Annotated in this window: 18 protein-coding genes; 5 read left to right on the forward strand and 13 right to left on the reverse strand. The window is 72.8% G+C overall.

Annotated features, from left to right (window positions below; all coding sequences use genetic code 11):
* Nucleotides 1–287: 287 nt before the first annotated feature.
* Nucleotides 288–4,157 (reverse strand): phage tail protein, encoded by a 3,870-nt coding sequence (locus RM445_RS05345; RefSeq protein ID WP_311554882.1) that lies wholly within the window; start codon nt 4,155–4,157, stop codon nt 288–290.
* A gap of 391 nt (nt 4,158–4,548) precedes the next feature.
* On the opposite strand from RM445_RS05345, the gene RM445_RS05350 reads away from it, so the two are divergent.
* Entirely contained in the window at nt 4,549–5,175 is a 627-nt protein-coding gene (locus RM445_RS05350; RefSeq protein ID WP_311554883.1) for a cytidylate kinase-like family protein, read from the forward strand.
* A gap of 16 nt (nt 5,176–5,191) precedes the next feature.
* Here the strand turns inward: RM445_RS05350 and murD are convergent, their stop codons facing one another.
* Genes murD through RM445_RS05370 form a run of 4 tightly spaced genes read right to left on the reverse strand, consistent with a single transcriptional unit; the run spans nt 5,192 to nt 10,354 of the window.
* Nucleotides 5,192–6,499: a UDP-N-acetylmuramoyl-L-alanine--D-glutamate ligase gene (gene murD, locus RM445_RS05355; RefSeq protein ID WP_311554884.1), complete on the reverse strand. Its 1,308-nt coding sequence runs from the start codon at nt 6,497–6,499 to the stop codon at nt 5,192–5,194.
* Complete coding sequence (locus RM445_RS05360) at nt 6,474–7,838, reverse strand: hypothetical protein (RefSeq protein ID WP_311554885.1); 1,365 nt, start codon at nt 7,836–7,838, stop codon at nt 6,474–6,476. The genes murD and RM445_RS05360 overlap by 26 nt, the downstream gene beginning before the upstream one ends.
* 11 nt (nt 7,839–7,849) lie before the next feature.
* Nucleotides 7,850–9,550, reverse strand: a complete 1,701-nt coding sequence (locus RM445_RS05365; protein ID WP_311554886.1) for an FUSC family protein — start codon at nt 9,548–9,550, stop codon at nt 7,850–7,852.
* A gap of 45 nt (nt 9,551–9,595) precedes the next feature.
* Nucleotides 9,596–10,354 (reverse strand): DUF5995 family protein, encoded by a 759-nt coding sequence (locus tag RM445_RS05370; RefSeq protein WP_311554887.1) that lies wholly within the window; start codon nt 10,352–10,354, stop codon nt 9,596–9,598.
* 137 nt (nt 10,355–10,491) lie between these two features.
* Between RM445_RS05370 and RM445_RS05375 the strand changes: the two genes are divergently transcribed.
* On the forward strand, nt 10,492–10,980 hold the full coding sequence (locus RM445_RS05375; protein ID WP_311554889.1) for a hypothetical protein: 489 nt from the start codon (nt 10,492–10,494) through the stop codon (nt 10,978–10,980).
* A 91-nt stretch (nt 10,981–11,071) separates the two neighbouring features.
* Here the strand turns inward: RM445_RS05375 and RM445_RS05380 are convergent, their stop codons facing one another.
* From RM445_RS05380 to RM445_RS05390, 3 genes are read right to left on the reverse strand one after another with little or no spacing between them, the layout of a single operon-like run.
* Complete coding sequence (locus RM445_RS05380; RefSeq protein WP_397469229.1) at nt 11,072–12,502, reverse strand: glutamate decarboxylase; 1,431 nt, start codon at nt 12,500–12,502, stop codon at nt 11,072–11,074.
* A 53-nt stretch (nt 12,503–12,555) separates the two neighbouring features.
* Entirely contained in the window at nt 12,556–13,596 is a 1,041-nt protein-coding gene (locus RM445_RS05385) for a type III polyketide synthase (protein WP_397469230.1), read from the reverse strand.
* A complete protein-coding gene (locus RM445_RS05390; protein ID WP_311554890.1) occupies nt 13,593–14,324 on the reverse strand; it encodes a methyltransferase domain-containing protein in 732 nt (243 codons plus the stop codon). The genes RM445_RS05385 and RM445_RS05390 overlap by 4 nt, the downstream gene beginning before the upstream one ends.
* Nucleotides 14,325–14,350: 26 nt before the next feature.
* Between RM445_RS05390 and RM445_RS05395 the strand changes: the two genes are divergently transcribed.
* A complete protein-coding gene (locus RM445_RS05395; protein WP_311554891.1) occupies nt 14,351–15,196 on the forward strand; it encodes a UbiA family prenyltransferase in 846 nt (281 codons plus the stop codon).
* Here the strand turns inward: RM445_RS05395 and RM445_RS05400 are convergent.
* Nucleotides 15,185–16,309: a geranylgeranyl reductase family protein gene (locus tag RM445_RS05400; protein ID WP_311554892.1), complete on the reverse strand. Its 1,125-nt coding sequence runs from the start codon at nt 16,307–16,309 to the stop codon at nt 15,185–15,187. The genes RM445_RS05395 and RM445_RS05400 overlap by 12 nt on opposite strands.
* Nucleotides 16,310–16,375: 66 nt before the next feature.
* Between RM445_RS05400 and mhpA the strand changes: the two genes are divergently transcribed.
* Nucleotides 16,376–17,923 (forward strand): bifunctional 3-(3-hydroxy-phenyl)propionate/3-hydroxycinnamic acid hydroxylase MhpA, encoded by a 1,548-nt coding sequence (mhpA, locus tag RM445_RS05405; protein ID WP_311554893.1) that lies wholly within the window; start codon nt 16,376–16,378, stop codon nt 17,921–17,923.
* Here mhpA and RM445_RS05410 read toward each other — a convergent pair.
* The 4 genes from RM445_RS05410 to RM445_RS05425 all read right to left on the reverse strand — a co-directional run bounded on the left by RM445_RS05410 (nt 17,904) and on the right by RM445_RS05425 (nt 21,796).
* A complete protein-coding gene (locus RM445_RS05410) occupies nt 17,904–18,305 on the reverse strand; it encodes a nuclear transport factor 2 family protein (protein ID WP_311554894.1) in 402 nt (133 codons plus the stop codon). The two genes, mhpA and RM445_RS05410, sit on opposite strands and share 20 nt — an antisense overlap.
* Nucleotides 18,306–18,366: 61 nt before the next feature.
* Complete coding sequence (locus tag RM445_RS05415) at nt 18,367–18,930, reverse strand: DUF2165 domain-containing protein (protein ID WP_311554895.1); 564 nt, start codon at nt 18,928–18,930, stop codon at nt 18,367–18,369.
* A 64-nt stretch (nt 18,931–18,994) separates the two neighbouring features.
* Entirely contained in the window at nt 18,995–21,523 is a 2,529-nt protein-coding gene (locus tag RM445_RS05420; protein ID WP_311554896.1) for an ATP-binding protein, read from the reverse strand.
* A gap of 90 nt (nt 21,524–21,613) precedes the next feature.
* Nucleotides 21,614–21,796 (reverse strand): RGCVC family protein, encoded by a 183-nt coding sequence (locus RM445_RS05425; RefSeq protein WP_311554897.1) that lies wholly within the window; start codon nt 21,794–21,796, stop codon nt 21,614–21,616.
* Between the two features lie 204 nt (nt 21,797–22,000).
* Here RM445_RS05425 and RM445_RS05430 point away from each other — a divergent pair, with 204 nt between their 5' ends.
* Nucleotides 22,001–22,396 carry a CopG family transcriptional regulator gene (locus RM445_RS05430; RefSeq protein ID WP_311554898.1) on the forward strand — a complete coding sequence of 132 codons (396 nt, stop codon included), beginning with the start codon at nt 22,001–22,003 and terminating at the stop codon, nt 22,394–22,396.
* Nucleotides 22,397–22,533: the final 137 nt, after the last annotated feature.

Raw genomic sequence — 22,533 nt, forward strand, 5'->3', positions numbered from 1 at the left:
GGCGAAGTGAACTCGTCGGCAAGGGTTTCAGCACCCGGGTGACCGGGTGGATCGGGGCTCGGATGCCGCCCGATGAACGGGAGCGTTTCAGCCTGGTGCAGCGAGTGGCGGTGGGTCGACCTCACAGGGCTCGTGGAGTCGCCGCAGAGGCCATTGCCCCTGCAAGGTGGCGACGCGCTCTGCGAAGCCTCCGCTCCATGAGCCGCCTGCCGCGGAGCGGAATGCCCGGAGACGCGCCGGCCATGACGATGCCAGCCGTCTCTCCGTCCCCAAATCGGACTACCCGATCAGTCGAAGTCGGCCTCTTCTCGATACTGCGCGAGTACGACGTCCATGTGGGCCTTCTGTGCGGAGTACGCGGCATCGAGTTCGGAGTCGTTCGGCCTTGTTTGAGCATTGACACCCCGGCGGTCGCCGACCTCCGCCTGTTCCGCCTTCACGGCCGCCTTCGTGCGCCCCAGTGCCTTCTCCGCGAGGCTGGCGAACAACGGCCCGACGCGACGCTCGAACTGATCCTTCAGGTAGACCCGCCAGTAACGCTTGGGGGTCAGGCCCTCCGGAGGGTCGCCGGACGCCGGCTTGCGCAAACCCTGGTACTCGCCACCTGCCTGGGTCCGGACCATACCCACGACGTTGCGCATGCGAATGATGAGGTCCTGGTCGCCGCCGCGGGTCGCGTTCCACGGCACGCCGCCGGTCTTACCCGCCCCCGCGGCGTGGTAGATCGTGATTGTGGGCTGGTCGTGGTACCTCGTGTCCGCCTTGGTCCGCCTCCCGATCCGGGTGAGCGCCATCAGCGTGGCTCGCAGCAAGCCGTCCGGGACGATGTGCTCCGCGGTCATCTTCCATTCGGGAACGGAGTCATGGAGGCTGCGCAGCTGGGATCCGTAGGGCGCGAGGTTCGCGATGCCCGGCGCATGGGTGCCGGCTCCCTGTCCGGCCTTCAGGTTGTCCTTTGCGAACTGTGCGATCTCGCCCTGGACGGTTCTCGCTTGTTCGCGAACGGCCGCGATCGAGCGCTCCTCGCCGTGTACTGCGCTTGGATTCTGCTGCGCCCACACTTCACCTCGGTCCTGGAGCGCCTTGATGCGGGCCCGGTACTCGCGCATGCGGTACCGGAACTGGCCGTCCAGTTCGATTATGCGTGACTTCAAGGACGCCGGCTTCAGATGCGAGAACGCGGCGACGAGGCGTGTGGGCTGTGATGCCACATACAGTTCGTCGGGGCTACCGGGCTCGGTGAAGAGGCGGTGGGGCTTCCCGTCGGCGCTGAAAGGTGTGTTGAAGGCGAAGCCGAGTAGGCGGTCACAGGTCGACTTCAGGAAGCTGCCGGCTGCTGCTGCCTTGCCTTTCACCCACTTCTTGCCCGCCTCGGCCTTCCCCTTCACCCACGCCTTCCCGGCGGCCACCTTGGCCTTGACCTTCCCGCTGATCCCCTTGATCCCGCGGATGATCGGGCCGGCCAGCTTCAAGCCGGTCTTGATGACGAAGTCCAGCGCCTTGGTGACCGGCTTCTGCAGCGTCTCGATGATGGAGCGGATCTTCTGACCGATCCCGCCGAGCCCGACCAGGCTGGCCAGGAAGCCGATGATGATCGGCACCATCTGCCCGAGGACGTCGTTGATCTTGTTGACGACGCCGGACACGTTGCCCTTCACGATGTCGGCGACCGAGTCGATGACGGTGTTGACGAACTTGAGGATCCGGCTGCCGTTGTCGACGAAGAACATCACGACGTCGTAGATCATCTTGCAGGCCTTGATGAAGGCGGCCGCGGGGTTGAGCAGGCCGATCAGCCAGGTGATCCCCGCGGTGATGATCTTCGTGATGACGAAGTCCTTGACCTGTTCGAGGATCATCTCCTTGATGTCGCCGAGCTTGTCGACCAGCATCTGCCACAGTCCGGCGACGCCCTGGGTGCGGAGCAGCGAGAAGATCTCGACGCCCTTCTCGACGGCACCCATGGCCTTCTCGCCGATCTGGCGGACGAGCCGGTTGCGGATGTTGGTCCAGGTCAGGCCGAACAGCGAGGCGAGCAGTTTGACGATGCCCATCAGGTCGAACTTGTCGGGCAGTTCGACACCGGCCTCGGCGAGCGCGCCGAAGAGCCAGCTCATCAAGCCCTTGCGCAGGTGGTCGAGGATGTTGTCCTTGAACTTGAGGATGCCGCCCTTCACCCCGGCGATGAGGTTGTCGAGGAAGCCGATCGGGTTCTTGATGATGTCTCCGACGACCCCGGCCGCGCGGGCGAGGACGTTCTTGAGCATCGCGGCGAGTTCGCGGATGGTGTTGATGACGGCCTTGATCGCGCCGATGGCCTTGTCGACCAGGCCCTTGTTCTCCGCCTGTAGTGCTTCGATCCGCTCGTCGAGGCCCTTGCGGGCTTCGGTGTACTTCGTGGCGAGGGCGTCGACCATCGCCTCCTGCTTGGCGTCGACGTCGCTCTCGAGCTGGGCGAACTTGTCGCCGATCTCCTTCGACGCCTCGGAGCCGACCTTCTGCAGGTCGGCGGGCAGGCTCTTGACGTAGGTGGCGATCTCGATGCGGCCTGCCGCGATCCGTTGCTTGGCCTTGGTCAGGTCGCCGCCGACGATGTCGGCGACCCGGGTGATGACGCCGTTCATCTGCTTGAGGTAGAGCTCCCGGCCGGCCGCGTAGAACTCGTTGACCTTGTCGGGCATCCCGAACAGCTTGTCCTTGGCCCAGCGCAGCCCGCCCAGCCAGCCGCCGTAGCGGTCCTTCTTGTAGGCGCGCATCTTCGCGTCGACGAAAGCCTCGAACGCCTGACGAGCCGCGGCCTCCCCCTCGGTGAAGGCTTTGTCGACCTTGGGGTCGAGCCCGTCGAGGATCGCCTTCACGTCCTTCTCGGTCGCGGCGAAGATCCCCTGGATCTTCGTGGTGACCTCGGCGCGCTTGGCTTCGTCCTTGGTCTTCGTGGCGCCCTTCGCGGCGACCAGCGCGGCCAGCGCGGCCCCCTTGCTGGACTGCATCCCGGCGACCCCGGCGGTGGCCTGCGCCGAGGCGTCGGCCTTGTGCTGGGTGACGACCTGCTGCTCCTGCTGCCGGAACTGCGCAGGTGCGGTCTGAGCGTGAGCAGCGGCGGCCTGCTTGTCGGCCAGCGCCCCCTGGAACTGCGGCTCGTTGGACTGCGCCAGTTGCTGCTCGGTGACCTCGCCTTGGGCCATCTCCTGGTTCGCCTCGGCGGGGCCGGCGGCCAGGTTGGTCTGCTCGGGCGGTGCGGGCTTGGGCGCCGCGCCTGCCGCGGCCACCGCCGGGGCCGCGCCGGGTTGTTCGGCGGCCAGCGGCGTGACCGGTTTCGCGACGGCCTTCGACTGGTCCGGCGGGGCGTCGGTGGCAGTCTCGATGTCGCGCGCCTGCCCCTCCTTCCCGGTCGTCACCAGGCCCTTGACCTCGCCCTTGACCTCCCCGGCCTTGCCGGACTGCTTGTACTCGTCGGCCTCCTCGAGCGTCTTGGGCGACTTCGCCTCGATCGCGGCCTTCACCGCGGCGATGAATGCTTGTCTGTCGAACGCTCCGGGCTGCTGGGCATCCATCGTGTCGACCTTGGCGGCCTTGGCCTGCCCGGCCAGGTCGTCGGCCGGAGGGAGTGCCGCGTCCTGGGCCTCCTTCGCCTTCGACGCCGCAGCCGGGTGCGCCCGTTTCGCCGCCGCAATGCCTTTCACCGCGTTGGTGACGTGGGTGAACGCCGGATCACCCGTCGGCCGGACACCGGGCGGGGGCACCGGAGGCGCGAGCAACTTGTCGGGCGACGACGCGGCCGGTGTCGTGACGGCCACCGCAGAATCTGCGGCGACGGGCGCGGCGAGGGACGCCGCAGCTGCGCCGGGCGCCGGTCCGCTCTTCCGGGCGGCGCCGGTGCCCCCACCCGTGCTCCGCTTGGCCGGTGCAGCCGCCTTGGCTGCCGGGCTGACCGCGGGTACCGGTTTCGGGGGAGCCACCGGCTTCGCCGCCGGCACCGCATCCGGCCCGAACCCCGTCCGGACGACCGCGAGCGCCGACGCCGGTGGCTTCTGGGCTGCGCCGTCCAGGTCGACCGGCACCCCGGCGGTCTTCGCCGCCTGCAACCCCTTCTCGACGGTCTCGATCACCGGTTCGTCTCGGCGCACCTCACGCAGAGCCGCATCGATGTCGCTCACGGACGCAGCACCTGAAGAGCGCATTCGCCCCGCCAGCAACGCGCTCACCGCCGCGTTGCCCGCACTGCGCTGCAACGCCAGAAGACCGGGCGGAACCGCGGCGGCACGACCCGATCCGCCGCCCGCCTTCCGCCTGCCCTCGACCAGAGCGTCGTCGCGCTGTGTCGATGAGGCGTTTGGCGTCTCCCGCGCCCCGCCCATCCGTCGAGCCTGACCGAGCGGCGGCCGCCGGAGTACCGCCCCGGACGCGACCTTCCGGGCACCGCGGGTTGCCCGAAGGGGCAGCCGGGTGGCCCAACCAGGCACTGGTCACCCGTTACGGGGACCCGAGAGGTACCGCTGTTGCCCTAACCTTTGAGGACTGTCTCGTGCACGGGTCAGGAGCGGGCTGATGCATGTCGTCACGATCTCCGCCACCTACGGCGCCGGGGGCGCGCTCGTCGGCCCCGAGGTCGCGGATCGCCTGGGCGTGCCCTTCGTGGACCGGGCGGTCCCCGTGGCCGTGGCGAACGACCTCGGCATCACCCTCGACGACGCGCTGTCCCGCGACGAGCAGTGCGGAGGGTGGCTCTCGCGCCTGCTGACGGCGACGGCTCCACTCTCCGCCGAGTGGATGATCGGGCCCGACCACCCGCGGACGGCGCTCCTGCCCGACTCGGCCATCCTCCGCTGCACCGAGGGAGTGATCCGGAAGACCGTCGCGGGGGAGGGCGGGGTCATCCTGGGCCGGGCCGCGGCGATCGTGCTGCGCGACCACCCCGGTGCCTTCCACGTCCGGCTCGACGGCGACCCGGACCGTCGCGTGCGGCAGGCCATGACCCTGCAGGGGCTGACCGAGCGCGACGCGCGCGACGCCATGGCCCGCAACGACAAGGCCCGCACCACCTACGTCCGGCACTTCTACGGCGCCGACCCGGCGAGCCCGCAGCACTACGACCTGGTGATCGACAGCACCCGGGTGCCGCTGAAGGCGTGCGCCGAGCTCATCGTCGCGGCCGTGGAGGCGTGCGGCGACTGACCGATGGCGTCCGCCGCTACCGGCACGCCTCCATCGCGGCGGCGAACACCGCCCCGCGTTCGCGGTAGTCGCGGAAGCGCCCGAAGCTCGGGGCGGCGGGCGACAGGAGCACGACACCGTCCGGGCGAGCCCACTCGAATCCCGCCCGGACCGCGTCCGGAAGGTCGGGGCAGTCCTGGGTGCTGACGGCCGGGCCCGGGGAGGCGGCCTCGATCATCGCGCGGATGTGCGGGCCGTTGTCCGGAACCGCGAGGACCCGCACCGGCGCCGTCCGCGACCGCAATCCCTCGCCGAGGGGGCGGTAGTCGATCCCGCGGTCCTGGCCGCCGACGATCAGCGCGACCCGCTGGTCCGGGAACGCCTCGACCGCGGCGAGCGTCGGCAGCACGTTGGTCGACAGGCCGTCGTCGACGAAGGTCACCCCGGACACCTCGCCGACGACCTGGAGTCGGCTCTCCAGACCGGCGTATCCCGCGGCCGCGCGCTCGAGGGCCTCCGGGTCGTCCGCGCCGGGGACACCGAGGTCCTCGAGGACGGCGCGCGCCATGAGCGCGTTGCGTCGGTTGTGGACGCCGCGCAGGTTCAGCGGCCGCAGCCAGCGCGCGTCCGGTTCGTCGGTCGCGTGCACCCAGCGCACGCGCGGCCCGAGCAGGTGGCGGCGCTCGCGGATCAGCTCGCTGTCGCCGTTCGCGACCGTGAGGTCGGCGCCGGGCCGCGTGCACAGCGAGAGCTTGTCGCGGTAGTAGTTCTCGGGATCGCCGCCGTGCCACGGGAGGTGGTCCGGGTTCAACGACGTCACGGCGGTGACCGGCGGCGTCACCGGGACGTCGACCGCCTGGTAGCTCGACACCTCGACGATCCAGTAGTCGACGTCCTGTTCGACCTCCGGGTCGAACGGCGGCACGCCGATGTTCCCGGCCACCAGGCAACGGTGGCCGAGCCCGCGCACCAGGTGCCCGGCGATCGCGGTGGTGGTGCTCTTGCCCTTGGTGCCGGTGATACAGGCGACGCGGCCGAGGTCGGCGTCGGCGAGCCAGAGGCCGAGACCGCCCACGACCCGGACGCCCGCTCCTACCAGCTTCTCGACCACCGGCGCGTAGCGGGAGATCCCCGGCGTCTTGATCACCACGTCGCAGCCGAGCAGCGCGTCGAGCCCGCCGTCGGCCGTGGGGAGCACCGCGGGGTCGGGGAGCGCGTCGTCGACCAGCACCGGCTCGATCCCGCGCACGCGGCAGGCGCGCAGGCTCGCCTCGCCCTCGCGGCCCAGCCCGAGGATCCCGACCCGGCGGCCGGGCAGGTCAGACCAGGAGAGTGTCGGGGGCATACCGCTCCGGGACGTGGTGGGCGGACAGCGGCCTGAGCAGGTCGTCCGGCGGCGGATCCGCGGAGCCGGCCGACTCGGCGACCAGCGTCGCGAGCACCGCGTTGCCCTGTCGGTCCGCGCGGTCCGCAGCCAGGCGCGCCGCGACGCGGCTCTCGACCTCGTCGCCGACGCACTCCCACGGCTTCGCGTCGGGGGTCAGCGCGAGCAGCTTGCGGAACGTCTCGAGCAGGCCCGGGTTCGCCAGCGGTTCGGCGCCGCGGAACACCCGGCGCAGGACCTCCTCCGGGACGAACGGCGCGAGGATCAGGTCGATGAAGCTGCACTTGTCACAGTGCCCGCACCAGTGGTCGAGCCGCAGCGACCGGTCGATGTGGAAGGCGCGGTTGCAGCTGCGGAAGTGGTCGAGGTACTCCGGGTGCTCGGCGAACCGGCCCGCGATCCAGAGCTCGCTGAACGGCCGCAGCAGCGAGAAGTACTCCGGCCGGCCGCCGAGAGCCTCGGCGACGACTCCCCGGAACGCGGCCTCGAACTCCTCGCTCTTGGAGTACTGGTGGTTGATCGCCCGGCCGTCGACGACCAGCGTCGCCGACGAGGCGGACCACTCGTTCGACATGACCACCGCGTCGCGGCCCTCCAGCACGGCGGCGACGAGGGCGATCGCGGAGATGATCCCGGTGACCGGCACGTGCCCGTTGAGGAAGCCCAGCTCGCGCGAGCGCAGCACCTGCTCGTCGATGAGCCGCTCGGCCCGCACCACCGGCAGCCCGGTGACGGCTGCGGGCTCCTCGATCGCCGCGAACCGGTCGCCCGGCCGGTTGACCACGAACAGCGCCGGGGCGTCGACGTTCGGCCGCAGGAGCTCGACGGTGACGATCGAGTCGATGCCACCGCCGAACGGGATCAGCGGGCGGCCCGGCGCGGGGTCGTAGGCGGTCGGCGCGGTGCGCACCAGCTCCGGCCCGACGATCTGCAGGTCCGTGAGGTCCAGGCCGTTGCGGTGGGCGAACTCGCCGAGACCGTCGAGGTGATAGCCGCGCAGGAAGGCCCGTTCGGTCGCCGTCACCGCGGTCGAGCCGAGGTCGATCACGGGCGGGGCGCCCGCCTTGTAGTACGAGACGCCCGCGAGCAGGAACAGCAGCCGCGCGGCCTCCGCGACCGCCGGGTGTGTCCAGTCGCCCCCGCCAGGGAAAGTGATCTCCTCACGGAAGTCGCGGTCGTCGAGGCGGTAGTGGCAGACGACCCGGTTCCGCTCGGGATCGAGGTCGAACCCGACGTAGGTGAACACCTCGCCCCGTCGGCGGTCGTCGAGGGGCTGGGAGGTGCTGACGTCGGTGGTCATCACCGTCCAGTCTAGGGAGCGCCGGCGTCGCCCCCGCGGCCGACCGACGCCAGCGCGGCGAGGGCCTCGTCGGGCACCGCCGGGTCGCCCACCGCGGAGATCGCCCGGACGATCTCCTGGCGGGCGGCGTCGTCGGGCGGGTCGTTCCCGGCACGGATCCGCGCGCCCGCGGCGCTGACGGCGTCGGCGAGGTCCTCCACGCGGGCGGCGACGGGTGTCCAGGCCACAGCGTCGGGCCCGGCAGGTGGGGGATCGGCGAGCCGCTGCTGAAGGGCGTTGCGCCAGGTGTGGGCCCGGCGGTAGGCCTCGTCGCGGGCACCCGCGAGCCGCGGATCGTCGGGCAGGCGGAGCTCGAGGTCGGCGTAGGCGGCGACGGCCGCGGCGACCTGCGCCGTCCGCCGGGCCGGGTCCGGCTCCCCGTGCCGCGGCCAGACGAGGTAGCCGAGCACCAGCACGACGAGGCAGCCCAGCGCGGTGTCGCCGAGCCGGATCCACGGTTCGACCCGCGCCGGGTCGGCCAGGGCGGAGGCGACGAGCGCCGACGTCGTGATCCCGACGACGGACAGGCCGTAGAGCCGGGGACTGGCAAGCACGGCGCACCCCAGCGCCAGCGCGCCGACCGTGATCAGCACCCAGGCCGAGGTGGTCAGCGAGAGGGTGCACGCCATCAGCAGCACCCCGGCCACCGTCCCGAGTGCCCGGTGGACGAACCGGGCGAACACCGACCCGTACTCGGGGCGGAGCACGGTCGCGACGGTGAGCGGGATCCAGTAGGCGTGCTCGGTGGAGTGCAGCAGGGACGCCACGAGGGTGGCGACGCCGACGCAGATCGCCAGCCGCGCGCCGACGAGCAGGGCGTCCCGGTCGCGGACCCGGACCCACGGGATCATCGGATCGCACTGCGCGGGCGGCCGTCGGTCCGTGGTGGGCGTCTCCCGGCCGTCACGCACCTCCTCCGCGAGCCGGTCGAGGTCGGCAGCGTCCGACGCGTCGTCCGGCACGTGCGACGCCACCCGCAGCGCGGTCGCCTCGGCCACCGTCCACAGCCGGTCGATCTCCCCGGTCCCGGGCTGTCGGATCCGGTAGCCGAGCACGGCCTCGCGGGCACTTGCCGACGCACGGGCCAATCGCGCACGGACGCCGGTGTCGCCGGCCGGGGCGCGGACGAGAGCCGCCGCGGCAGCGAACACCTCGGCCAGCGCCGCCCGCTGGTAGCGCCGCGGGTGGTGCAGCGCGCCGACCAGGCCGGCCGCGAGCACGAGACCGGATCCGAGCAGGTACCACAGGGGCGGTTCCCACCAGGGCATCCCGAGACGGGAGAACTGCGTGAACGCCAGCCCGATCACGCCCATCATCCCGAAGGCGGTGCTCGCCGGCCCGATCGCACCGATCGCCCCGCACAGGCCGGCGACGACCGTCGCGACCGCGACCACCCAGGCCGTCGACGTGGGCAGGACCGCACCGATCGTCATCCCGATGATCGCGCCGGCGGCTTGCGCGCCGACCAACGCGACGCGGACCCGGTAGTGCCGGCCGGTCACGAACACCGCGGCGCAGGCCACTCCGAAGTAGGTGAGGCCTGCCTCGACCGGTCGTCCGGCCACGGTCCCCACACCGAGGACGAGTACCGCGACGACGATCGCGCCGACCGCGGGCCGCACGGCCCACGGCTGCGCGGCCGGGCGCAGCAGGACCGGCAGGTGACGTGCCACGGGCGCGCCTCCTCGTCGATCGACAGGCCGTGCATCCTCGAACCGTCATGCCGATGGTGGCAGGACGACCCCGAATCCCCTGATCGCCAGCTTGAGCAGCACCGGCCCCGGCGCGAGCAGGTCGGTGATCCGCGTGGCGCTGAGTCTCTCCAACTCCGCGAGCCGGGCGGCGTAGATTGCCGCACCGGCCTTGCGAGCCTGCTGCAGCTCGATCGTGTTGTGCCAGACCTTCCTCCGCGCCTCGCGGAGGAACCGCCTCGACGCCCAGCGGTTCAGCGGGGCGAGGATCCGGTCGAGGAAGCTCCGGGACGACTGCCGCGCGAACTCGCCGTCCTCGGCCGCGACCTGCGCCGCCAGCACGCCGTCGATCCGCTCGTGGTCACGTCGCCGGCGGGCGAGGAGCGTCGGGTCGGCGAAGTCGTCGTCGGAGATCACGGCGAGGAGGGCCTGCGGCAGGTCGTGGTTGACGTGCGCATTGATGCCGAGGAGGACGTGCTGCAGCGGATGCAGTGAGCCTGGGGCGTCGAACGCGTGGCGCCAGGGCCGCGGAACGCCGCCGGTCCCGTCGAGATCCGCGTCCAGGGCGGCGAGGTACAGACCGCCGAAGGCGACGTCCCACGCCTCGACCCATCGCGCGTCTTCGAACACCCCGGCCTCGACCGCTGCGCCTACGGCGGCAGTGGTCCGCCGGTAGGTCCGGAGGAATTCGCGCCGCGACCCCGACTCTGTGGGCAACCGGTCGAGCCGGGCTGTCATGGCCGCCAGCACCGACGTGATCGAGCCCGAATCGCGATCCAGTGTCACAAGACGGGTTTACCCCACCTCTATAGGAGGGTGCGTCCGGCGCGGTCGGGGTGTGGGCCTCATCGTCGCCCGTCCGATTCCGGAGCAGCGTAGGCAGCCGCAGCAGCACCGTCACGATTTGCTCGGAGGAGGGTCCCATGTTCACCTCGCTCACGCCCCACCCGGTCATCCCGCCGGGCACCCCCGAGGGCGGCTGGGCCCGCCTCTGGCACCAGCTCGGCCCGGGCAGCCGGAAGCGGTACGCGGACGCCCGCCTCGAGGCGGAGCGGGTGGCGGCGCTGCGCTACGACTGGCAGGAGGCCTGCCACCACGCCGGGCTGGGGCTCACGGTCTACACACCGAGCGGTGTCACGGTCTCGGTGCCGCGGATCGAACGCGCCGACTTCGGGCCCCCGGTGTCCTTCACCGTGCGCCTGCGGCCGGGCCAGCGGGCCTCGGACATCAGGGCGGCGGAACGGAAGCTGGCCGCTGCCCTCGGCGTCACCGGGCTGCGTGTCTCCCAGCGCGCGCCGGGCTGGGCGGACGTCCTGGTGCTCGGGCCCGACGTCGGTCTCGGCCACGGCGACGGCGGTTTCCGGGATGGCGGTCCCGACCGGCCGCGGATGCCCGAGCTCCGGGTGGCGTGACCACCCGACGGCTCTTCGCAGGGGCGGTCGCCCCCTCACAGGGGCGATCACCCCTGCGACGAGGACGCGGAGTCTGCGCGGAGGCGGAGGATCAGGCGGGCCGGCGGCCGTCGTTCCCGGCGGGGGCGCCGGCGCCGTGGGCGAACGAGGCTGTTTCCGGGCCGCGGACCGGTCCGGTCTGCTTCTGCAGCCGCGGGAGGATCCGGTGCAGGTCGTCGAGGAGGAGATCGGCGAGGTCGTGGGAGAAGCCGTTGCGCACCACGATCCGCAGCGCGGCGATGTCCTCGCGGTTCTTCGGCAACGTGTAGGCGGGCACCAGCCAACCCTCCTCGCGCAGTGCGGCCGAGACGTCGAACACCGAGAAGGGCACGTCCGGCGCGGTGGTGAAGGCGAACACCGGCAGTTCGGACCCGTCGGTCAGCAGCCGGAACGCTCCGGTCGAGGCGATCCGGTGCGCGAGTGACGTCGCCACGTCCCGGCAGGTCTGCTGCACGCGCCGGAACCCGTCGCGGCCCAGGCGCAGGAAGTTGTAGTACTGGGCGATGACCTGGCTGCCCGGGCGGGAGAAGTTCAGGGCGAACGTGGGCATGTCACCGCCCAGGTAGTTGACCCGGAAGACGAGGTCTTCCGGCAGCGCGGCGGCGTCGCGCCACAGCGCCCAGCCCACTCCCGGGTAGACCAGCCCGTACTTGTGCCCGGACGTATTGATCGACGCCACCCGCGGCAGACGGAAGTCCCAGGTCAGATCCGGGTCGCAGAACGGCGCGATCATCGCGCCGGACGCCCCGTCGACGTGCACGGGAACGTCGACGCCGGTGCGTGCCGCCAGGTCGTCGAGCGCGGCGCAGATCTCGGCGACGGGTTCGTAGCTGCCGTCGAAGGTCGAGCCCAGGATCGCGACGACGCCGATGGTGTTCTCGTCGCAGGCGGCGACGGCCTCGGCCGCTCCCAGGTGCAGCCGGTCGCCCTCCATCGGGATCAGGCGGGGCTCCACCTCGAAGAAGTTGGCGAACTTGTCCCAGCAGATCTGCACGTTCACGCCCATGACCAGGTCGGGCCGGTCCGTGGAGCGACCGGCGGCCCGGCGGGCGTGCTGCCAGCGGCGTTTGAGGGCCAGCCCGGCGAGCATGCACGCCTCGCTCGACCCGGTGGTCGAGCAGCCGACCGCGGTGGCCGGGTCCGGGGCGTTCCACAGGTCGGCGAGCATCCGGACGCAGCGCTGCTCCAGGTCCGCGGTACGCGGGTACTCGTCCTTGTCGATCATGTTCTTGTCGAACGACTCCGCCATGAGCAGGCGGGCCTGCGGCTCGGCCCAGGTCGTCACGAACGTCGCCAGGTTCAGCCGGGCGTTGCCGTCGAGCATCAGCTCGTCGTGCACGACCTGGTACGCGACGTCCGGGTGCACCCCCTCCGGAGGCAGCGTGAACCGCGGCACCCGCACGGGCTCCTGCGCGAACACCGGGTTCACCCCGACCTCGGACCGCTGGTCCCGGGCTTCCGACGGTGGCTGCGCGATGGGCACGAACCGACCGTAGCCTCAGGTGATCTCCACCGGAACAACTTCCGAGGCGCGGCTCAGCGGGCGCGGAGCAACGCCGCGTACAGCGTGAGGCCGGGGCCGAACGCCAGCACCACGGCGTACGCGCCGGCGCCCGGCCGACCTGCCGACCGCAGCGCGTCGAGCACCAGCAGCACCGTCGCGGACGAGCAGTTGCCCCGCTCGGCCAGCACCCGGCGCGACGCGTCCAGCGCGTCGGAGGGCAGGTCGAGGTGCTCGGCGACCGTGTCGAGGATGCGGGGACCGCCGGGATGGACGGCCCAGGCGTCCACATCGGACGTCTGCAGACCGTGGCGGGAGAGCAGCCGGGTCACCGCGGGTGCCACGTGCCTGCCCAGCACCGCGGGCACTCCGGCGGAGAGCTCCATCCGGAAACCGAGATCGGTGATGTCCCACGTCATGTGGTCCGCCGTGCCCGGATCGGTGACGGCGGCGACGTCGACGAGTTCCAGCCCGGCGCCCCGCCCGGGCTCCACGACCACGGCCGCCGCGGCGTCGCCGAACAGGGCGTGGGCGACGACCTGGCCTGTGTCGTCGGTGGGCGGCTGCGCGTGCAGGGACGTCAGTTCCAGGCACAGCAGCACGGCAGGCCGACCCCGCGCGGTCGCGTAGTCGCCGACCGCCCCCAGGGCGGGCACGGCCGCGTAGCAGCCCATGTGGCCGACGACGAGCCGCTGCACGTCGGCCGCCATGCCCAGCGCGGCCGCGGTCCGGATGTCGATCCCGGGAGTCGCGTATCCGGTGCACGACGCGACGGCGAACATGCCGACGTCGTCGGCCGCGAGTCCGGCGTCGGCCAGCGCGGCGGCGACCGCCTCCTTGCCCAGCGGCAGCGCCTCGGTGACGTAGCGGCGCATCCGTCGCCCGGTCGACCACTGCGACACGTCCTCGACCAGCGGATTCACCGCGAGGTGGCGCTGCTGCACCCCCGCTCCCCGGAACAGCCGTTCGTGCAGGGGACCACCGCCGCAATGCTGCGCGTAGAAGCCGTTCCACATCTCGGCCTGCCCGACCCGCTGGTCCGGAACGGCCGATGCGATTCCCGTGACGCGACTCACCGGCGGCGCCCGACGGCCTGGAACAGCACCGCCGTGGTGGGCGCCTGCACCATCCGGACCACGCCGCGGCGCGTTCGCAACCACCGCAGCAGATCCCGCACGGACGGGCGGATACCCCGCAGGCGGAGGTCGACGCCGTGCCGGGCGCACTCCCGCACGAGCGCAGCGCGGTCGACGAACAGGGCGGGGTCGTGGATCCCCGGCGGCGGACCACCCGGCAGCCGTTCGGCGAGCGTGACGGCGATCAGGCGGGCGAGCGCGGTCGCGGCCAGCGTGTCGATCACCAGCAGGCCGCCGGGCCGCAGCAGGCGGCAGGCCTCGCCGACCGTGGCCGCAAGGTCGGGCACGTGTTCGAGGATCTCCCCGGCCGCCACGACGTCGGCGCAGCCGTCGGCCAGCGGGACGGCCGCGACGTCGCCCCGGACCGCCAGCACCCCGTGCTGCGCGGCCTGGCCCAGCGCGGAACTGGTGACGTCCACACCGACGTGCCGGTACCCCTTGCCGCTCAGGTGCGGGGCCATCAACCCGGCGCCACAGCCCAGGTCGACGAGAACCGCGCCGTCGCGCGTCGCCGGCGGCACGAGCGCCGCTCGCGCCTCCGCGATCCAGTGCAGCATCGCGAACACGCCGTCCGGACGCCACCAGTCGGCGGCGAGATCGTCGTACTGGGCAGGGTCGTTGCGCGCCCGGCGGGCCGGGGTCGCCCGAGTGGACTGTGCAAGGGGCACGGTCCCAGGCTGCCATGCTGACGGCCATGCGGCCCGTCGCACGCAGTGCCCTCGCTCTGGCAGCGGCCTGTCACCCGGAGCCGACGATGGCCGTCACGGCGATGGCGACCGCGCTGGCCGCCACCACGGGCCGCGACGCGGTGGGCGTACTGCTCGTCGCCGCCGCGGTGCTCACCGGGCAGCTGTCGATCGGCTGGCTCAACGACCACCTGGACGCCGACCGCGACGTGCTCGTGGCCCGTCGCGACAAACCGGTCGCGACCGGCGCGATCTCGCGGGAGGCGGTCCGGGCGGCGGCGGTCGTCGCGGCGGTGCTCTGCGTCCCGCTCTCGCTGGCGTCCGGGCTGCTCGCCGGGGTTCTGCACCTGGTCGCCGTGGCGGCGGGCTGGGCCTACGACCTCGGCGTCAAGGCGACGTGGGGCTCGGTGGTGCCCTACGTCGTGTGCTTCGGGCTGCTCCCGGTGTTCGTCGTGCTCGGCGCTCCGGGGACGCCGACGCCGCCATGGTGGCTGCCGGTCGCGGGCGGGCTGCTCGGCGCCGGCGCACACTTCGCCAACGTCCTGCCCGACCTCGACGACGACGCGACCACCGGTGTGCGCGGGCTGCCGCACCGTCTGGGGGCGCGGGTCTCCCGGGTGGTGGCCGCCGTGCTGCTGCTGGCGGCGTCCGCGGTGCTCGCCTTCGGGGTACCGGTGCCGCCGGTCCTGGCCGCGGCGGCACCGGTTCTGGCCGCGGTCGTCCTCGCGGCCGGGTTCGTCGCGGGCCGCCGGCCCGGCTCGCGCGCGCCGTTCCGGGCCGTCATGGTCGTCGCGCTGATCGACGTCGCGCTGCTGGTGGCCGCCGGTCCGGCCATGGTGGGCTCAACCTCGTAGGTAGTCGCCGGCGATCGCGGCGAGGACCCGCGGCCGGGCGGTCCCCGAGGCCAGGCCCACGTCGACGATCGCGTCGAAGACGCGGCGGTCGCGCCCGGCCGCGGCGACGGCGGCGTCGACGAACCGGCCGTGCGGCATGAGCCGCGCCAGCGCGCCGACATGGCGGTGGTGGCGGCCGAGCCGGCGGCGCAGCGACGTCCGGTACCGGGCGCCGGGGGCACCGCCGTGAGCGCTCGCGTTCGCGGCCAGCACGCCCGACAGCAGGGCGTAGTAGATGCCCTCCCCGGTCAACGGGTTGACCAGGCCGGCGGCGTCGCCGACGAGCAGCACCCGGCCGTCGGGCTGGAAGCGCGGGCCGGTGGACAGCGGCAGGTGGTGGCCGCGCACGGTGCCCGGCTCGAACTCCTGGTCCGGGAACTCCTCGGCCAGCCGCTGCAGGAGCTCACGCCTCGAGAACCCGCAGCCGCGGTCGAAGACCCCGTAGCCGAGATTCGCCCGGCCGTCGGGGAGCGGGAACGACCAGGCGTAGGCCAGCGGCGCCCGCCGGGCGAACGCGATCACCAGGGCGTCCTGGTCGACCGCAGCACCGGTGGTGTATCCGCGGATGGCGACGGCCGTCGTGGCGTCGGGCGCCGGTGGCGGCGCCAGTGCCCGGCGCACCACCGAGTTCGCCCCGTCCGCCCCGACGACGACGCGGGCCGCGATCTCGCCGTCGAGGACGACGCGGTCGGGGAGTTGCTGCACCCGCCGGACGCGGTGCCGGCGGAGCTCCGCACCGCGGGCGACGGCCGCGTCGACGATCGCGGCGTCGAGGACGGTGCGCGGGATGACGCGGTGCGGCCGGGCGCAGTCGGCGGCGACCGTGCGTCCGCCGGGCGAGCGCACCTGCAGCCGGGACAGCGGACGACCGATATCCGTCAGGTCGACGCCGAGCGCGTCGAGCAGGTCCAGCGCGGGTGCGGCGACGCCGTCGCCGCAGGTCTTGTCGCGGGGAAAGGCCGCGGCATCCAGCAGCACCACCCGTGCCTCGGGGCGCACGTGCAGCACCCGCAGCGCGGTCGCGGCGCCCGCCGGACCGGCACCGACGATCGCGACGTCGGCGAGCCCGTCCACGCGCTCATCATCACCCGGCTCCCGCGGCGGCGCGCGTCCGTCCGCGGCCTCGACGAGACTGGCCGCGTGCGCCGCGTACCCGTGCTCGTCGTGGGAGCGGGGCCCACCGGACTCACGGTCGCCGCTCTGCTCGCCCAGCACGGCGTCGCCGCGACGGTCGTCGACCGCCAGACCGGCCCCTCCGGGCTGCCGCGGGCCGTGCACCTCGACGGCGAGTCGGTGCGCATCCTGCAGCGGATCGGCGTGCACGAGGAGTTCGCGGCGATCAGCAGACCCGCCGCCGGACTGCGCCTGCTCGACGCCCGTCTGCGCCCGTTCGCGGAGTTCCGTCGCGACCGCGCCGCGGGCCGCAACGGTCATCCCGAGGCCAATCTGTTCGACCAGCCCGACCTCGAGGTTCTGCTGCGCCGCAACCTCGCCCGCCGGGCCGTGACCCTCCGGAACGGAGTCGCCGTCACCGCCCTGACTCCGGACGGCGACGGAGCGCGGGTCGCGCTCCGCGACCTCCGGACCGGAGAGCAGGAGCACCTGCGCGCTGACGTGGTGCTCGGCTGCGACGGCGCACACAGCACGGTGCGCGACGTCGTCGGCGCCGTACTGCGGGACCTGCGCTTCACCGAGCGGTGGCTGGTCGTCGACGCGCGCTGCTGTCGCCCGCTCGACCGGTGGGGCGGCGTCGACCAGGTCTGTTCGCCCCGCCGCGCGGCGACGTTCATGCACCTGACCGGCGACCGCTACCGCTGGGAGTTCCGGCTGAGGGACGGCGAGAGGGGCGACGACCTGGCTCGCGACCTCGTCGAGCTGACCGCACCGTGGCTGGGCGACGTGCCGTCCCACGACTGGGAGGTGGTGCGCTGCGCGGAGTACGTCTTCCAGGCCCGCGTCGCGGACCGGTGGCGGCGCGGGCGGGTGCTCCTGCTGGGCGACGCGGCGCACCTGACACCGCCGTTCGTCGGCCAGGGCCTCGGCGCCGGGCTGCGCGACGCGCACAACCTCGCGTGGAAGCTCGCCGCGGTGCTGCACGGCACCGCGGGGGACAGCCTGCTCGACACCTATCAGACCGAACGGGCGCCGCAGGCCGAGGCGACGATCCGGGTCGCGATCCGCGCCGGCCGGGCCATGACCGGCGGACAGGACGTCGTCGCCGCGCTGCGCCGCCCCGTCGCCGCGGCGCTGCTCCGCCTCCCGGGTGCCGAGGCGCGCGCCCTCCGCGGTACCGCGCTGCGCTACCCGGCCGGGCCCTACGTGGACCATCGCGCGCACCGGCACGCGTTGCCGGGCACCCTGTGTCCCCAACCGTCCGTCCGACTCGACGGCGCCGTCCATCGGCTCGACGACGTGCTCGGCGGCGGCTTCGCGCTCCTCGTCGGGGGTCCGGTCGACGCCGGTCTGCGGGAGCGGGCGCGGGCGCTCGGCGCGGTCACCGTCCGGTTGGCCTCGTCCGCCGCCGCGCCCGGCGACGTCGTCGTGTCCGACGACGGCACGCTGCGCGCCTGGCTGCAGCGGGGCCGCGCCACGGCGGCCCTGCTGCGCCCGGACCGGGTGGTCGTCGCGGTCACCGACGCGAGGAGTACCGGGTCCCCGGCACCCTCGGTCAGGCGAAGAGTTCGTTGACCTTCACCTGGTCGTAGTAGCCGACGACCTCACGGATGTGGTCGTCGGCGACCCGGATCACCCAGCAGTACTGCAGCGTGTAGTCCGTCCCGTTCCGGCCGACCCCGCCGACTCCCCGGAACTCGACGACGGCCCACTCCCCGTCGGCGAGGATGCGCACCACGTCGGCCCTCGGCCAGGTGGACAGGTGGTCGTCGAGCGGGCGCCAGACGTTGTCGATGTAGCTCTGCTTGCCGCGGAAGGTCCCGGACACCGGCGAGTGGCCGGTGGCGGTCCACACCAGGTCGTCGGAGAGGGCGTCGAGGAAGACGCCTCCGTCGAAGCCGGTGGCCTCCAGGCGGGCGAACCAGTCGGTGAGGAAATGGCGGGTCTGCTCGGTCACTGAGGAGGACGCGGACGACGAAGGGGACGACATGGGTGCTCTCTTTCCGTGAGGTGACTGTTCAGGCCGCTTCTGCACGGCGTGTCGGCAGGTGCAGCAGGACGAGGGTGACGAGCGCGAGCACGCAGTTGCGGAACGCGGGGTCGAGGCCGTTCCAGGCCGTCGACCGCCACATCTGGAACCACTCTCCGCCGACGACGATGAAGCCGCCGAAGAACAGCACGAGGATCATCAGCAGCCCGATCGTCGAAGCGGACCGGGCCGTCGGCCGGGCGGTGTCGCGCTCGCGGATCCACAGGACGACGGCCGCGCCGAGGACGAGCGCCGTCGCCGCCTCCCAGAGGATCACCCCGACGTAGGCGGTGGTCTGCAGGCCCGGGTCGGTGATCGCCCGCCACATGACCCGGGGATCCAGACCGGACCCCGGCGCAGCACCGAAGTTGGTGGTGTCCATCGCCAGCACGTGCTGCACGAAGGCGGCGTTCGCGGCGTAGTCGGTGATGTTGCCGAACGCCACGAGCAGCACGTAGAGGCCGTTGAGCGCGACGAGCACCGCGCAGACGACCGGGAGCGTGCCCACGGCTCGGTATCGGGAGTACAGCGTCACGGTGCGCGGGTTCGTCACGAGCCGAACACTCCACCGCGGGGCTCCAACCGCGCTCCAACGTGCAGGTCGACGCGATGGAGCGCTACTGCTCCAGCCCGAGCCGGCGCGCGGCCGCCACCGCCTCGCCGCGCGACCGGGCGCCGAGCTTGCCGAGGATCGCCGACACGTGGTGGTCCGCCGTCTTCCGCGAGATCACCAGTCGCGCCGCGATGTCGGCGTTGCTCAGACCCTCGGTGAGCAGGGTCAGCACGTCGAGCTGACGGCCCGTGAGACCGCCGAGGTTGGCCCGGGTGGCGGGTGAGCGACCGCGGGGGAGACCGGTCACCCCGAGCTCGCGCAGCCGCCCGCGCATCCGCGCGGCGACCACCCGGGCGTCCAGGTCGTCGAGCAGCGGGAGCGCGGCGAGCAGGGCGTCCGACGACCCGTCGTCCCAGCGTGCGAGGGCCTGTTCGTAGGGCTGTTCCTCGATCGCCGGCACAGGCTCCTGTGCTGGGACGGACCGGTGGGCGTCGGCCATGCCGGCCCCGGCGAGGCGTCGTACCCACCGGCGCAGCTGGTTCCCGGCCGGACCGGGCAGATCGGCCAGGGTGGAGAGATGTCCGTCGAGCCGGGGATCCGCCCGCCGGGTGATCCACGCCTGTTCGGCGAGTGCCGCGGTGGCCGGGGCGAGCACGCCGGGCAGCCCGAGCTTCCTCGCCAGCCGCCACAGCTCGTCGAGGTGCGGGTTCTCCACGGGCGCGTCGCGGCGGGCGGCGAGGAGCCCGAGCACGAGGTGCGACCACAGCCGGCCCAGCGGGATGTCGCCGGCCGCCAGCACCGCGAGGGCGGCCTGCTCGGCCTCGGGCCAGCGGCCCTGGAGCAGCCGGAGGCGGGCCTGGACCGCCCGCTGCCACATGGTGCAGATCGGGATGTCCCGCTGCTCGCTGAAGCGCAGGGCGTCGGCGAGGATGCTGTCCGCCTGCGCGAAGCGCCCCTGCTCGACCTCGTGATGCGCGAGGTTGCTCATGGGCACGGTGACCAGTTCGTCGCGTCGCAGGCGCAGTCCGGAATCCCGGGCCGCGAACAGGTCGGACCGCGCCTCCTGGGCTCCGCCGCCGCCCAACCGGATCAGTGCCACGCCGATCGACGCGGCGGTGTGCAGGGCGGGATCACCCAGCTCGTGAGCGATGCGCTGCGCGTCGTGGCCCGCCTGCAGGCCCTTCGTCTCGTCACCGCGGCCCGCGGCCAGGTAGGCGCGGTTGGCGAGCGCGTAGCCGAGCGCACGAGGCTCGCCCGCGTCGGACAGGATCGAGATCGCCGCCTCGTCCTGGCGCTCGGCCGCCCGGCGGTCCGCGGCGTACCACTCGAACAGGGAGAGAGCTCGGTGGCCGTCGCCGACCGCAACGACGTCCCCGAGTCCACGACGCAGCTCCAGAGCCTGCGTACGGGCGGCGATCGCGGCGTCGAGGCGGTCGGTCAGGTAGAGCTCCTCGGCCAGGAACTCGAGGGCGGCGGCGCGAGCGGCGGGATCGTCCTGCCCGATGTGCTGCAGCGCGAGCTCGTAGAACGCCACGGCCTCGCGGTGCGCGCCCGAGCGCGCGGCTTCCACCGCCGCGGCAGGGGCGTACCGCAGGATGCGCGCGACGTCCGCGGCCGCCGACGCGTGGTGGGCGAGCACGCTGGCGTCGCCCCCGACTGCCTCGAGCGCCTCGATCATCGCGGCATGTAGGTCCGGTTCCGCACCTGCCGGCACCGCACCCAGCACGGCGAGGCGTGCGATCTCGTGCCGGAACACCACACTGCGTTCGCGGCGGTCGAGCAGTCCGGTGGCTTCGAGCGCCTCGACGGTCCCGGGCGCGACGGCCAGGGCCGCGAGCAGCGCGCCGGTGACGCCCTCGGGTGCGCACGACAGCAGCTCCAGCGTCCGCCGCTCGGCCGGTGCGAGCGCCGCCGTCCGGGCCACGACCGCGTCGCGCACGGTCTCCGGCAGCGGGGAGTCCGGCTGGGCGAGGATCTGGCTGACGAAGAACGGGTTGCCCGCCGTCCGGGCGTGGATGCCTGCGGGGTCGAGACCGTGCTCGCCGACCAGCTCGGCGACCGCCCCGCGGCTCAGCGGGGTGAGCTGCAACCGCCGCGCGTCGGGCGTGGTGACGAGATCACCGAGCACGGCGCGCAACGGGTGTGCGGGCCCGACGGTCTCCCGGTACGACAGCACGAGGAGCAGCGGCAGCGCACCGATGCGGCGGCCCAGGAACCGCACGAGGTCCAGCGTCGCCTCGTCGCCCCAGTGGAGATCCTCGACGACGAACACCCGCGGCCGGCTCCGCAATGCGTCGAGGGCGGCGCCGAAGATCTCGTGCTGGGCGGTCGCCTCCTGCAGCACCGCGGCGACGGCGGGACCGAGGTCCGTGGCGACGTCGCGGAGCGGGCCGAGCGGACGCGGAGTGCTGAGGGAGTCGCACATGCCCCACAGCACCGGTACCGGAGCCTGCTCCGCGAGCGCCCGCAGCAGGACGGTCTTGCCGATGCCGGCCTCCCCGGTCACCAGCACCACCGAACCGCGGCCCTCGGCGGCGCGGCCGGCACGGTCGCACAGGACTGCCAGAGGAAGGTCGCGCTCCAGCAGGCGCACGCGGCGAAGTCTAGGACGCAGCGATGTCCGGGAACAGGGCAAGCAGGACCGCAGCGGTACCGGACGGGTCCGTGAGCCGGATCGGATTCCTCAACGCAGGCAGGCGCAACCGCGATCCATCGAGCGCGCGAGCGTCGCCGCGCAGAATCGCGTGGCGATCACATCGTGTGAGTCGACCAGATGGACGCAGGCCGGGCACGTGGCTGCGCCTACCTGCTCATGATCTGAAGTCTGCGCGTGCATTACCGGGGCGGCGTTGTTGGTGATCATCATTACCCGTCCTCCGGACGACGTGTCGTCCGGATTGGACCTACTCGGGGACGACGCGGGCTCGATAGCCCGTGCACCAGATACTCCCGACTGCTGTGACACTACGCGCCGACCACCTTGCCGGCCGGGCGGGGCGGCCTCACGCCAGCCGCTTGCCATCCTGCGGGATGGTGGTAGGCTGGTTGCAGATGGGGAAGAGGTGACGGCATGGCTGAGGTCGACAAGAGCGAGAAGATCACCATCAACATCGGGCTGGTCGACCTGGGCCAGATCGATCTGCTGGTCGACGAGGGGTTCTACGCCAACCGCACCGACTTCATCCGCACCGCGATCCGGCGTCAGCTCGACAGCCGGGCGGCGGCGGTGAACGACACCGTGGAGCGGCGGGCGTTGACGTTGGGCACCCAGCACCTGGGCCGCGCCGATCTCGAGGAGTTGCGCGAGGCCGGGCGGCGGATCGAGCTGCGCGTGCTCGGCTTGGCCACGATCGCCGAGGACGTCAGCCCGGAGTTGGCGTTGGCGACGATCGCATCGGTCGAGGTCCTGGGCGCGTTTAGGGCGTCGCGGGCGGTCAAGACCGCGCTCGCCCCCCGCACCATCTGAACCACCCCCTCTGAACCACCGCCCCATCTGAAATTTCTGCACGGCTCGGCCGACCGGCCGGCGCCGCGATGACACCTGCGCGTGTCACCTCTGCCCAGGAAGGGCTTTTCTCATGGACGACAACCAGACCACTGGCA

Origin of the sequence: Pseudonocardia charpentierae (assembly GCF_031845345.1) — a bacterium.
GTDB lineage: Bacteria > Actinomycetota > Actinomycetes > Mycobacteriales > Pseudonocardiaceae > Pseudonocardia > Pseudonocardia charpentierae.

Bases quoted from the DNA above. Each gene is read 5' to 3' on its own strand.
- RM445_RS05360 (WP_311554885.1), bottom strand. From the start codon at position 7,838: ATGACCACCGACGTCAGCACCTCCCAGCCCCTCGACGACCGCCGACGG.
- RM445_RS05430 (WP_311554898.1), top strand. From the start codon at position 22,001: ATGGCTGAGGTCGACAAGAGCGAGAAGATCACCATCAACATCGGGCTG.
- RM445_RS05425 (WP_311554897.1), bottom strand. From the start codon at position 21,796: ATGATGATCACCAACAACGCCGCCCCGGTAATGCACGCGCAGACTTCA.
- RM445_RS05350 (WP_311554883.1), top strand. From the start codon at position 4,549: ATGCATGTCGTCACGATCTCCGCCACCTACGGCGCCGGGGGCGCGCTC.
- RM445_RS05395 (WP_311554891.1), top strand. From the start codon at position 14,351: ATGCGGCCCGTCGCACGCAGTGCCCTCGCTCTGGCAGCGGCCTGTCAC.
- murD (WP_311554884.1), bottom strand. From the start codon at position 6,499: ATGCCCCCGACACTCTCCTGGTCTGACCTGCCCGGCCGCCGGGTCGGG.
- RM445_RS05375 (WP_311554889.1), top strand. From the start codon at position 10,492: ATGTTCACCTCGCTCACGCCCCACCCGGTCATCCCGCCGGGCACCCCC.